Here is a 13,403-nt window from a genome sequence, read left to right on the forward strand (position 1 = left end):
TATGTTTTTTTATATTTGAGAATTACACCTATATAAGGATTAATCGCAATTATTGAATGAGCTTATTTCGTAAATTCTTCGGAAAAAAATCTGAACAAACTGAAGAAAACATACCAAATCATGAACGTGGCAAATATATGCCAGAAGTAAAGCTACCTGTAGATGAACGTTTTACAATCAACTTCAAACGCAATGGTGGTAAGTTTCTATATTGTGAAAATTTAGAAGAAGTTAAGGAAAGTTTTAATTCTATTTTAGAGGAGAATAATTGGCATAATGATAAAGTTTTTCTAATCGATCAACGTTTAACAGAATTATTTAAAGATTTTAATCTTAACAGTAGTACAAAACTCTCTGAAACTGCTTATTTTTTATCTACCTGCGAGTATTTAATTTCTGACGATGGCTCATTATTGATTTCTTCAAATCAAATTGCAGAAAAAAATTAATAGAATTACCAGATCATTTTATAATCTATGCTACAACCAGTCAGTTTGTAGAAACTATTGGCGAAGGTTTAAAAGGTATTAAAGCTAAAAGTAAAACAAAAATACCAACAAACATTACTACAATAAAGCATTTCAAAGCCGCTGACGATAAAGACTTTCTAACTTACGGAAGTAGTTCAAAAAACCTATACCTACTTTTATTAGAAGACTTATAATGAAAGAACTAGCCATAAGAGCCATTTCTGGTGCTATCTATGTTTTACTTCTAATAGGTTCACTTTACTCACAAATAGCTTCTGTTATTTTAATTGGAGTATTTGGTGTCATTTGTTTAACAGAATTAAGCCGTCTTATAAAGCTTAAATCTTTTATGCAATATCTCATATTTCTTATTTTATATGGAGGATTTTGGTATTTAAGTGTCAATAATTCAACAAATTTAATGAGCGATGAAGCCATTCAAATTCTACTAGTAATTACCATATTTGTCAATCTTATTTTAATCAAGGATTTATTTGCCTCAAAACGGATTCCTCTTTTTGAATCTAAGCGGTATATTGTGGCTGCTTTTTATTTGGCTAGTGGTTTTGTGTTTATGTTACTCATTGCTAACTACCATAATGAATTTACGCCACTTTTATTATTAGGTGGATTTATACTCATTTGGGTTAACGATAGTGCAGCATACATTGTTGGAAAGAATTTTGGTAAACAGAAATTATTCCCAAGTATATCACCAAAGAAAACAGTTGAAGGGTTCCTAGGTGGTTTATTTTTTGCCTGTATTTCCAGTTATTTTATTGCTTCTTACTCAGAAACGCTTACGTTTACACCATGGTTAATATTAGCCATTATCGTTAGTGTTTTTGGTACATTTGGTGATTTAATAGAATCTAAATTTAAACGCCAAGCAGGCGTTAAAGATAGTGGAGTTATAATGCCAGGACATGGAGGGCTTTTAGATCGACTAGATAGTATTATCTTTGCTGCTCCATTTATATATTTATTTTTAAGAATTATACACTTTTAAGAGATTAAAACTATGTTTCATAAAGAAGGCCATAAAATTATATTTATTACACTAGTAATAGTTATCGGTTCATTTTTTTTAATTGATGAATTTATTATTAATGAATGGTTAAGAAAAGGATTGATGCTAGCAATTTTAGTATTCTTCATTCTAATTTTACAGTTCTTTAGAAACCCTAAACGCAACACGCATTCTAGCGAAAAACAAGCGTTATCTCCTGTAGATGGCAAAGTTGTGGTTATTGAAGAAGTTGAAGAGACTGAGTTTTTTAAAGATAAACGTATTCAAGTTTCAGTATTTATGTCTCCTATAAATGTACATGTTACGCGTTACCCAATTTCGGGAAAAGTGACTTTTAGCAAGTATCATCCAGGAAAGTTCTTAGTCGCTTGGCACCCAAAAGCAAGTGAGGAGAATGAGCGCACTACCGTAGTGGTTGAAAATGAATATTTTGGTAAAGTATTATACAGACAAATTGCTGGTGCATTAGCGAAACGTATTGTAAATTATGCTAAAGTTGATACTAAAATCGAACAAGGATCTGATTCTGGATTTATAAAATTTGGGTCGCGTGTTGATTTATTCTTACCTTTAGATGCAGATATTAAAGTAGAACTTAATCAAAAAGTTCGCGGTGGTGAAAGCATCATTGCAGAAATTAAATGACTTCCAAAGAATTAAACATAGAATTTCAAGACGCAGTAGATCGTGTAAACGATCATACTGAACCTTTTCCTGCGGATTTTTTACTTCGCCTATACGCCTATTTTAAAAAAGCAACCAATAATTACGATCAGCCAAGCAGTCGTAAGCCCATAATTAATGCGTTTAAGGCAAATGCTTTATTTCAAGTAAAGGATATCTCTAAAGATGAAGCTAAAAAAGAGTATATCAATCTTGTTACGAATTATTTTTTATATCGTAAGTAAAGATTTCAAAAGACTTAAGCTCCCTTTGCTGTTGTTAGAAATAAGATAAAAACTTGAGAGCAACTAACTGACCACCTCAGGACTTCCTATTTAATCAATCAATACCATTTATTATTTAAAATGAGTTATAAATAATAATTGGAATAAGAGACAAATCTGTTTGCTACAATCAGAAATATCTATAGCCCCATAATAGTTTAGCAATTTATGTTTTTGTTTTATTAAAACATCGCTCAAGGGACAAACTACTCAATTCTGATCGATCAAAATTAGCAATTTAACCCTATAATAAATAATACGTATTATACCTTTTTATGTCCTACGTCTTTGTTCGATATTCCTGATTCTAAAAATATAACAAATTTATTCTCTTATCAAAGGCAGTGTAGAACACCTTAATAAACCTTCTTGCTTTGCAATCTCTGCATAAGGGACTTCTTCAACAGTAAAGCCATTTTCTCGTAACCAAGTATTCAGTCTCGTGAAGTTTTTTTCCGAAATAATAACATCTTCAGAAATTGAAAATATATTACTATTCATACTATACATTTCCTCTTTTGTGATTTCGAACACATTCTCTTTCCCGAAAAAATTCAATAACCATTCATATTCCCTTTCAATTAAGAATCCATTTTTATGAAGTATAGCTTTGTCTTTCCCTATAGGCTGAAAACAACAATCTAAGTGAAGCGCATTTTCCTTAGGATCCGTGTTTGATTTACGAAGTTCGAATGCTTTCACGGTTTTATGCGGAAACAATTCCTGAATAGCAATTACAGCATCCATATTAGTCCTCGCTGTAATGTAATCTGAATAGTCTTCACCTGAATAGGTTCCTATAAACACAAAATCATTCCATGGCATTACATCACCACCTTCTACATGGCACTCCTCTGGAAGAATGATAATGTTCTCATCCCCTATTTTCTCTATCACATGATGAATTGCTTCATACTCGCGTTCGCGATCTGGTAATATATTAGCTTTTATAAATTTATCATCAATGACAAAAGCTATATCTCTAGAAAATATTTGGTTGTAGTCCTTAATAACCTCTGGTCTATAAACCGTAACATCATATTTTTCAAATATTTCAGCAACAGCATCCATTTCCTTAATCATATCGCTTTCTTTAGGATACGTGCCTGCCTTTATATGTAGAATAGATTTAGGATCGTAAGCCTCGTCAATTGAAGGAATAGAACCAATACTTTCGGCTGTACCAAGAATAACTGATCTTAGACGTGAAGTTTCGTTTTGTATATTAAGTTTCATAAGTATTATTTATTCTTTTCAACGATCATGTATTATATCTTAATTACGATCTTATAGATGTATTAAAACACTTTACTATGGCCATTTCAAATGTCTAAAAACAGAAAAAGCTCCATAAATATCTATGAAGCTTTTATTTATAAATTCAGAGAATTATCTTTTATCAATAGATTTAAAATCTCTATGAGTTTCTCCTATGTATAGTTGTCTTGGACGACCAATAGGTTCATTACGCATACGCATCTCTTTCCATTGAGCAATCCAACCTGGTAAACGACCCATAGCGAACATTACAGTAAACATTTCTACCGGAATTCCCATAGCTCTATAAATAATACCAGAGTAAAAATCTACATTTGGATATAATTTTCTATCCACAAAGTAAGGATCTTCTAATGCTTCTTTTGCTAAGCCTTTAGCGATATCTAAGATAGGATCTTCAATACCTAAATCTGCTAATACTTCATCAGCTGCTTTCTTAATAATAAGAGCTCTAGGATCAAAGTTTTTATAGACTCTGTGACCAAAGCCCATTAAACGGAAAGGATCATTTTTATCCTTAGCTTTAGCCATATACTTCTTAGTATCACCACCATCAGCTCTAATAGCTTCAAGCATTTCTAAAACGGCTTGGTTAGCACCACCATGAAGTGGTCCCCAAAGTGCCGAAATACCAGATGCCAATGATACAAATAAACCAGCATGAGAAGAACCAGCAATTCTTACTGTAGAAGTAGAACAGTTTTGTTCATGATCTGCATGTAAAATTAAAAGTTTATCTAAGGCATTTACTAAAATTGGATTTTGTTCGTAATCACCACTTGGGCTTTTAAACATCATCTTTAATAAATTCTCTACATAACCCAATTTATTATCTCCGTAATCTAAAGGAAGACCATTCTTTTTACGTAATGTCCAAGCGACTAAAACAGGGAATTTAGCTAAAATTCTAACAATAGCTTTATACATTTCCTCTTCAGAACTAACATCTACTGTAGATGGGTAAAAATGCGGTAAGCGCACTAGTTAAAGAAGATAGCACTCCCATTGGATGTGCAGATTTAGGAAATGCATCCAAAATCTTTTTAATATCATCATCAACAACTGAATGTGCTTTAATATCGGCATCAAATTTTGTTAATTGCTCTTTCGTTGGTAATTCACCGAAAATAAGAAGGAACACGACTTCTAAAAAACTACCTTTCTCAGCTAATTCTTCAATAGAATATCCTCTATATCTTAAAATACCTTTTTCACCATCTAGAAACGTAATAGCACTTTCACAACTTCCTGTATTTTTATAGCCCGGATCTAAGGTAATAACACCTCCTGTTGAACCTCTTAAACTTTTAATATCAATAGCGACTTCTTTTTCTGTTCCAGTTATGATAGGAAATTCATACTTCTCGCCATTAATTTCTAATGTAGCTTTATCTGACATATTTTCTTTTCGGATTTTAATAAATTATAAGGATTGTAAATTTACAAAATATCAAACGATTTATAAAGCAGATTTATAATGGTTTTAACAATTTCGGGGTGTTCTATCAAACTACTATAATTTTAGCCTATTGAAATATAAAAAATGGGCCTATTTTTGCCAGTTATTTTGAATATGAAACATTTCATCTTACCACTTTTTTTTTGACATTTAGTTTTAATTGTATGTATTCACAAATTGTGAATGTAGAATCTTTAAGACGTGTTTCTGATACATCGAAATGGTCTGGATCTGCAAGTTTAGATATTGGACTCATAAAAAACACACAGTCAATTTTTAAGATCACTAATAATTTGAGGCTTCAATATAATTTTGAAAAGAACCTCTATCTTTTTATTAATGATTTAAAACTTGAACAAATTGAAAACAATTCTTTTGTAAATAAAGGTATTCAGCATTTAAGATATAATAGAAAAATTACAGAACGTTTAAAGCTTGAAGTTTTTGCGCAAAGTCAGTACGATGCTATTTCCGATATAAATTTTAGAGGATTATTAGGTGTTGGACCACGATTTAAACTCTCTAAAAATGACAATTACAGGTTTTATTTAGGAACACTTTTAATGTTTGAACACGAAGAATCCTCGGATCAAAGTATCGATATTCTAAGAGATTTTAGAGGTAGTATCTATTTTTCTAGTAGCTTATATCCTTTAGAAAATATATCTATAGTGAGCACTACATATTACCAGCCACTATTGAAACAATTCTCTGATTTTAGAATTTCTAATCAAACGTCTCTTGGTATTAAAGTCTTAAAAAATCTACTATTTAAAACCTCATTCACCTATAATTTTGATGCTAGTCCTATTATTGGTATTCCTAAGACGCAATATGAGTTGACGAATGGCATTGTTTATACGTTTGATTGAAAAAGCGATATTAGACCGTCCCGTTATCGCAACTGTTAGATCATAGAACTTAGACTCCAATGTAAATAACTGATGAAGTGATAGCACAAATAGAACTAAGATAATTGTGGATAAATACTAATTTCGGTTTAGAATTTCCCTAAACTGATAAAAGAAACGTTCTATTAATCTTAAGTCTTCAGTAATAATCTCTGCAGTGCCTCTCATTTCTTGTTTAAACTCTATGTCTTTATTATAGGAAGTAATCATTTTCTCAGGCAACGAAACATCAATAAAATACAAACCTTCTTTATCTGGAATTAATGATATGTTTTTCACTTTTCCGTTTAACACACCAAATTCAGTATCTGGATAGTTTTCTAATTTTACATTTACCTTTTGCCCAATTTTAATTTTACCAGAATTTTGTGCTGGTGTCTTTAGCTTTGCAATATATGCTGCATTCTCATTTGGAATGATAGTAAACACCAAATCTCCTTGATTAACGGTTTGATTGGTGTCCCAATAATTTAAAAAAGAAACCTTACCATTAATATTTGAGCTTAACACATATTGAAACTCCCAATCTTTAACGGCTTTCTTGAGTTGATTAAAGGATTGAATTACATTTTTAAGTAAGGTCATTTCTTCTTTAACACGATTGATTTCTGTTCCTTTTGAAGTCATGTTCGCATTACTGATACCTTCTCTAATTTGAGAAATTGAGGCTTCAAAATTTTTAAAGTTACGCTCAGCTTGCGCGTATTGCAATTGCTTGTTTTCGTATTCTTGCGCCGAAATCACTCCTTTTTCAAATAAGGTGGTTTGCCTGTTTAAATCTTTTAAATTGAATTCTAGTTCGGTTTTGTTAAGGTCTCTTTGAGATTTTAAACTTTGTAAACGTCTATTTAATTCTGAAATGGAATATCGATTTGCTATAGCTTCATTAGAAAATGGTTCTAACTCTTTGTTTAATTTATATTGTATATAACTGTTCTCAAATAATGCATATTGCGATTCTATATCTCCTAAAAATAATATGGGTAAACTGTCTAGTGGAAAATAAAACGATTTACTATTTACTGTGATGGTATCAATCACAGATTTTAGTATAAAAACATCTTTATAATTAGCTGTGTTTTCTAAAATGGCTAAAGATTGATTTTCTGTTACAACTTCGTTATCTGAAACTAGAATAGTATTCAACTTTCCTGTAATTTTAGCATATTCTTTTTGTGGTGGCACTTGTGTGGTTACCAAAGCTTCAGAAACAATAATATCTGGATATTTTACAAACCAAGAAATACCCAATAACATCAGAATTAAAAATAGGAACAAGACATTTCCCCAACGTATCATCCAATGTGGTACTCTGGTGAGTATTTCTTGTACTTCTTCGCTTCTTAGTTGTATGTTGTCTAGTTTGTTTTCCATTTATTTCATTGTATTCAATCAAAAAACACCCCTAAAGTCCCCTCAAGGGGACAATTGTACGATTAAAATTTATTTTTATATTAAACTTTATAAATGCAATAATGCTTATTTTGAGCTTACATTAATTTGTAAGCATCAAAAAAAATATTTTGTTTTTAACCTATTCTCTAAAGGGACATTTTAAAAAAATCTTTTAGATTTTTTTCCGCAACAGCGAGACTGTCCCTTTGAGGGGACTTTAGGGGTGTTTTAAAAAAATTTGAATGTCTAGTTCCCCAATTCTAACTGATTCTTTACCAAATGAAAGTAATTCCCTTTCTGCTTCACCAAAGCCTCATGATTCCCAACTTCTACAATTTTTCCTTTATCTAAAACCACTATTTGATGTGCGTTTTTTACAGTACTTAATCTGTGTGCGATTACTACAACGGTTTTATCTTCGAAAAAGGTGTTTAGTTTTTCCATAATTACTTTTTCATTATTGGCATCTAAAGCCGATGTAGCTTCATCAAAGAATAAGAAATTTGGGTTTTTATAAACTGCCCTAGCGATTAATAACCTTTGTTTTTGGCCTGTGCTAACGCCTACACCTTCCATTCCAATTTTGGTATTGTAACTTAATGGTAAACTCTCTATAAACTCTTTAATATTAGCCACATCTACTGCATGTGCTAATTTCTTTTTATCGACATAATCTTCGCCAACCGCAATATTATTGGCTATAGTATCATTAAATATATAACCTTCTTGCATCACCACTCCACATTGATGCCTCCATGTTTTTTGAGATACGTTTTGTAAATCGTGGTTTCCAATTTTTATTTGTCCGCTATTTGGGTCATAAAATTTCAGTAATAATTTCATCAAGGTAGTTTTTCCACTTCCACTGACTCCAACAATTGCCGTTACTTTATTAGATGGAATGGTTAAGTCTAAATCTTGTAATACCATTTGTTCTGAACCAATATACCTAAACGAGACTTTAGATAATTCTAAATTAGCATCTAAAGGAATGTCTGTAATTTTCTCAGCATCTTGTTGTTCTTCGTCTTCTTTATTGTGGATTTCGGCTAAACGCTCTAAAGATATTTTAGCATCTTGGACTTCTCTAATAAAGTTAATGAGTTGTGCAATTGGCGAATTTAATTGCCCAACGATATAACTTATAGCTAACATCATACCTAAAGTAATTTCACCATCGATGACCAATTTTGCGGATAAAACTGTTATTAATATATTCTTAACTTCATTGATAAAACCTGAACCCACACTTTGGTATTGTTCCAATGCCAAACCTTCAATAGAGACTTTAAACAAACGTGCTTGTACAAACTCCCAAGACCAACGTTTTTGTTTTTCTGCGTTGTGTAATTTTATTTCTTGCATGCCATTGATGAGTTCAATGACCTTACTTTGTTCTTGGCTTACTACAGAAAAACGTTTATAATCTAAATCTCTACGTTTTTTAAGAAAAATGATAATCCATAAAAAATACAGAAAACTACCCGTTAAAAATATACCAAACAACATTAAATTATAATATGCCAATACAAAACTAAACACCAATAAATTAACCATAGAAAACAGCACATTTAAAGATGATGTAGTTAAAATGCGCTCTATACGCTTGTGGTCATTGATACGCTGAAGAATATCACCTGTCATTCGCGTATCAAAAAACGCAATAGGCAAATTCATTAACTTAATAAAGAAATCTGAAACTAAAGAAATATTGATACGTGTACTAAGATGTAACAAGATCCAACTTCTAATCACCTCAATGGCTGTTCTGCCAATAAACAAAGCTAATTGGGCAAATAAGATTAAGTAGATAAAATGAATGTCTTGGTTTTTAATACCTACATCTACTATACTTTGAGTTAAAAAAGGAAAGATGAGTTGTAGTAAACTGGCTGCAATTAAACCAATGACTAATTGCCATAAGAAGCGTTTGTATTTGAAAAGGTATTTGGATAAAAAAATGAAGCCGAATTCTTTTTTATCGGTATCGAAATCTGAGTTGTAAAATTTAGCTGTAGGCTCTAATAATAATGCTATACCTTCTTCGGTTTGATCTGTAGCGTTATTACCTATCCAATGTTTTAAAAATTCTTCTTTATTATATTTAAGTAAACCATGTGCTGGATCTGAGATGTAAAAAGCTCCTTTCTTTATCTTGTATAAAACTGCGTAATGGTTTTTATTCCAATGTAGAATGCAAGGTAGAGGAGCCTCTTCAATACGCTCTAAAGTAAGTTTAACTCCTAGACTTCTAAATCCTAATTTTTCAGATGCTTCGCTTAAACCTAAAAGACTACTACCAATTCTAGTGGTTTCACTTATGGCTCGAAGCTTTTGAATGGATATAGTTCTATTATAGAACTTAGCTATTATCTTTAAACAAGTTGGTCCGCAGTCTTTTGCATCCCTTTGTTTGTAATGCGGAAAGTTTTTTAGCATTTAACAATTTTTATTTAAAACTACTACCAAAACTTATGATTCTTAACATCCTTTAATTTACGCAAAAACTGAGGCTCCTGCGGATGGTAAAATGCTTGGTCTATTAAATTCATATCCTTATCTATTAAGATATATCTTGGGATGGATTGCATTTCGATAAATTTCATGAATTCCTTAGTGTCACTATCAGTTTCATCTAGCCAATATGAAATTGACTGCCCTAATTGTTTTGTTTTAATCCTCCATTTCTCTTTATCTTTTTCTTTATCTATACTGATGCTTATTACGGATACATTGTTTGGCATGTCAATTTCTTTCATGGTTTTGACACCTTTTATACATGGTGCGCACCATGTGGCCCAAAAATCAATTAAATAATAATCTGTTTGATTTTGTTTAATGATATTTGTAAAATCAATTGATTCATCCGATTTACCAAAAAACTGAAGTTGAGACAAATTCTTTTTAAAATCCTCATTGTCTATTGGCTCAATTTCCTTGTCAATTATAATTTTATTATTAGAATATAAATTAGTTTTCTTAAGCCATTTTGTTGCTGCCGGATATTTATCATTACCTTTATTATCCTCAAATCTTAAAAAAGAAAAAACACCTATAGATAACAGATTAATATATTCTTCAGAAAAATTTATGATATTTAAATTTTTATAATCAAAAATATTTATTCTATTTTCAACATAACTAAAAAGCAATCTCCTTAAGGTTTTACTAGCAATTGGATCTGACAAAGTTTTAATAAAATGATCTACTTTTTCGCTTAAAGGGTTTATCATTTGTAGTTTTTCAAAATAATAAATATCATTTAATTGAACCTTTTTTGTGTTATTTTTTTCAGTATATAAGTTATTGTAAAAAAGATATAATGAATCTAACTCCTTTTGATAGATTTCCTTGTTTTCAGTTTGAAAAATTTTTGATCTTAATCTTCTATAGTTTTCTGTTATAGAATCTATATTTGAACTATTATGCTTGAAAATATATTTTTCTGAATCATATTCTAAAACCAGTCTAGAATTTCCTTTCGAAATTAAATAATTTTGCTTTATATTTTCAATTTTATTTTGACCAGAAATATATACACCATACCCTACAACCATTGAACTATAAGCACTAGACAGAACATGAGTTACTCTTCTTTCTTCGTGCTTTTCATTGTTAAAAGTTAGTGAATAATTATGTAATAAAGCATCAGGGACATTAATAATTGCCCTACCATCTTGATTAAAATTTACTGATATATATATAGAATCATTTTCTATATTAATTTTATTCGAGATTTCCTCTTTTACTATTTCTTTATTATTTTTTTTACAATTAAACAATAAAGCTAGTAACAAAAGAAGTAACAAGCTGTACAGCTTGTTACCCCAAAATTTGGCATTATGTTTAATAATTTTAATCATAAAATTATTGACCAAAACCATCATGTTCACAATCATAATGACAACCACTGGTTTCACCATTAGTTATATCATCAACACATGCATTATTTGCGGCACCTGAAGCACCTGAATCGCTAGAAGAAAAACTTCTTAAGATAAGCATATATGACGAGCCGTCGGAATGCGTAATAATACATTTTTGTGCACCACCACTTACGTTCTCTAACTGTTTTTTACCAAGCACAGTAACTCCTTCTAAATTTAAAATGTTTTGTAACATAATTTTAATATTTAATTGTTAAAAAATACTTGAACCATTATAGACACTCAAGTTGTGTCGTTTCCTTATATCTTTCCGATTAGAATTTTACCAATACTTATGATTCTTAACATCTTTTAACTTTGACAAAAACTGAGGCTCTTGTGGATGATAAAATGCTTGGTCTATTAAATTCATACCTTTATCTATTAAGATATATCTTGGGATAGATTGCATTTCGATAAATTTTATGAATTCCTTAGTGTTACTATCTGTTTCATCTATCCAATAAGAAAGAGATTGCTCTAATTCTTTAGTCTTAGTTTTCCATTTCTGTTTATCCTTCTCTTTATCTACACTTATACTAATTACCTTTATGTTTTTCGGTAACTGCATATTATTCATTATTTTAACGCCTTTTATACATGGTGCACACCACGTCGCCCAAAAATCTAACAAATAATAACTACTAGGGTTTTGCTTGATGACTTGAGCTATACTCAAATCATTTTGCTCGGTATCAGCTAAGATTAGTTTATGTATTTTTGTTTTGAATAAATTACTGTCTAAAGGTGTGATCTTTTTCTTGATATGTAAAGAGTCCTTTTTGTAAAAGTCTGTGGTTTTTAACCAATCAATTGCTGATTGATATTTTTTGTCTCTTTTATTATCTGGGTCTTTTAAAAAATTATAGTGTCCTATTGCTATAAGTTCTAAATATTTTTTTCCATATTTCTTTTCATTAAGTGTGTTGTAGTCAAACATCTTAATTCTTGTCTTTGTATAATTATATAGCAACGAATACAATTCTTTACTAGCTACAGGATCAATCGTTCTTTTTAGAAAATTATCAACTTCTTCATTAGTTGAATCTAAATTCTGTAATTTATTATAATAATATATATCATTATATTGTAACAAGCCGCTTTTATTTTCAGATGAATACTTTTGCACAAATTTTCTATACAACGTGTCTAATTTTAATATTGATTTTTTTTCATTGCTTTTTGATACATCCCATTTTTCATTTACTAGAGATTTATAATTTTCAAAAACATAATCAATATTGTTCATGCTTTTTGAAAAAACATAATTATCAGCAAGGAATGTCAATTTAAGAGTATCCGTTTTATCCGTTAAAAGATAAGCTTGAGTAATTTTTTGAAATTCATTATTGTTATACACCAACCCTTTATATTTAATAACCTTATACTTCTCTGTGATAGGTATTTTTTTTATGATTGAGGTGCTATCGTTTGTCTCACTTTTAAAACTTAAGAAATTATTATTTAAATAATCATCAGGTATATTAAATCCTACCTCACCTACTCCGATAAATTCAATAGACACTACTATTGAGTCTTTTTGGGTCGTATTGTTTTTTTCAACATAAACTTCTCTCTCTTTTTCTTGAACACATGAGAAGAAAAGCAAGAGAATAAACTGTAAACCCATATAAGATTTACAGTTTAAGTTTTTTATTCTATTCATAGATTTACTAATTTTAACCTGGCCCATCATGTGAACAATCATAAAAACATCTATCGGCATTTTCTAATAGTTGACCACATGCTTGTTGCGCAGCTGCTGTTTGCGACTCAGCAGTTTCACCTACACTTCCTCCCATAATGATATACTCTTCAGAATCATTATTAGTTAAAGTGGTTAGCCTACAGCTGCCTCCACCATTTATCGCGCCTTGCTGTGTTTTACCGAGCACAGTAACTCCTTCTAAATTTAAAATGTTTTGTAACATAATTTTAATATTTAATTGTTAAAAAATACTTGAACCGTTATAGACACTCAAGTTAT

11 protein-coding genes and 2 pseudogenes are annotated in these 13,403 nt (G+C 30.4%); 5 read left to right on the forward strand and 8 right to left on the reverse strand.

Translation table 11 applies throughout. The annotated features are described in order from the left end of the window. Window positions 1–56: 56 nt before the first annotated feature. The 4 genes and pseudogenes from ADIWIN_RS08515 (at window position 57) to ADIWIN_RS08530 (ending at window position 2,408) form a co-directional block, all read left to right on the forward strand. Window positions 57–664, forward strand: a pseudogene (locus tag ADIWIN_RS08515) (LUD domain-containing protein). Continuing rightward, entirely contained in the window at window positions 664–1,479 is an 816-nt protein-coding gene (locus ADIWIN_RS08520; protein ID WP_020897610.1) for a phosphatidate cytidylyltransferase, read from the forward strand. Before ADIWIN_RS08515 ends, ADIWIN_RS08520 begins: the two are co-directional and overlap by 1 nt. Window positions 1,480–1,491: 12 nt before the next feature. Continuing rightward, window positions 1,492–2,145: a phosphatidylserine decarboxylase family protein gene (locus tag ADIWIN_RS08525; RefSeq protein ID WP_020897611.1), complete on the forward strand. Its 654-nt coding sequence runs from the start codon at window positions 1,492–1,494 to the stop codon at window positions 2,143–2,145. Continuing rightward, on the forward strand, window positions 2,142–2,408 hold the full coding sequence (locus tag ADIWIN_RS08530; protein WP_020897612.1) for an acyl-CoA-binding protein: 267 nt from the start codon (window positions 2,142–2,144) through the stop codon (window positions 2,406–2,408). Before ADIWIN_RS08525 ends, ADIWIN_RS08530 begins: the two co-directional genes overlap by 4 nt. A 363-nt stretch (window positions 2,409–2,771) precedes the next feature. On the opposite strand, the gene ADIWIN_RS08535 is transcribed toward ADIWIN_RS08530, so the two are convergent. Further along, complete coding sequence (locus ADIWIN_RS08535) at window positions 2,772–3,683, reverse strand: dimethylarginine dimethylaminohydrolase family protein (RefSeq protein WP_020897613.1); 912 nt, start codon at window positions 3,681–3,683, stop codon at window positions 2,772–2,774. Window positions 3,684–3,836: 153 nt separating this feature from the next. Then, a pseudogene (locus ADIWIN_RS08540) lies at window positions 3,837–5,124 on the reverse strand (citrate synthase). Between the two features lie 224 nt (window positions 5,125–5,348). Between ADIWIN_RS08540 and ADIWIN_RS08545 the strand changes: the two are divergent. Further along, on the forward strand, window positions 5,349–6,056 hold the full coding sequence (locus ADIWIN_RS08545) for a DUF481 domain-containing protein (RefSeq protein ID WP_040756768.1): 708 nt from the start codon (window positions 5,349–5,351) through the stop codon (window positions 6,054–6,056). 117 nt (window positions 6,057–6,173) lie between these two features. Here the strand turns inward: ADIWIN_RS08545 and ADIWIN_RS08550 are convergent, their stop codons facing one another. The 6 genes from ADIWIN_RS08550 to ADIWIN_RS08575 form a co-directional block, all read right to left on the reverse strand. Further along, window positions 6,174–7,469, reverse strand: coding sequence for an HlyD family secretion protein (locus ADIWIN_RS08550; protein WP_020897617.1), 1,296 nt, complete (start codon window positions 7,467–7,469; stop codon window positions 6,174–6,176). Window positions 7,470–7,736: 267 nt separating this feature from the next. Beyond that, window positions 7,737–9,929, reverse strand: coding sequence for a peptidase domain-containing ABC transporter (locus ADIWIN_RS08555; RefSeq protein WP_020897618.1), 2,193 nt, complete (start codon window positions 9,927–9,929; stop codon window positions 7,737–7,739). A 23-nt stretch (window positions 9,930–9,952) separates the two neighbouring features. Further along, a complete protein-coding gene (locus tag ADIWIN_RS08560) occupies window positions 9,953–11,353 on the reverse strand; it encodes a TlpA family protein disulfide reductase (protein ID WP_020897619.1) in 1,401 nt (466 codons plus the stop codon). Window positions 11,354–11,357: 4 nt separating this feature from the next. Then, on the reverse strand, window positions 11,358–11,612 hold the full coding sequence (locus ADIWIN_RS08565; protein WP_020897620.1) for a hypothetical protein: 255 nt from the start codon (window positions 11,610–11,612) through the stop codon (window positions 11,358–11,360). Window positions 11,613–11,699: 87 nt separating this feature from the next. Then, on the reverse strand, window positions 11,700–13,082 hold the full coding sequence (locus ADIWIN_RS08570; RefSeq protein ID WP_161624669.1) for a TlpA family protein disulfide reductase: 1,383 nt from the start codon (window positions 13,080–13,082) through the stop codon (window positions 11,700–11,702). Window positions 13,083–13,095: 13 nt separating this feature from the next. Continuing rightward, on the reverse strand, window positions 13,096–13,347 hold the full coding sequence (locus ADIWIN_RS08575; RefSeq protein ID WP_020897622.1) for a hypothetical protein: 252 nt from the start codon (window positions 13,345–13,347) through the stop codon (window positions 13,096–13,098). Window positions 13,348–13,403 lie beyond the last annotated feature (56 nt).

This window comes from Winogradskyella psychrotolerans RS-3 (assembly GCF_000427335.1).
GTDB lineage: Bacteria > Bacteroidota > Bacteroidia > Flavobacteriales > Flavobacteriaceae > Winogradskyella > Winogradskyella psychrotolerans.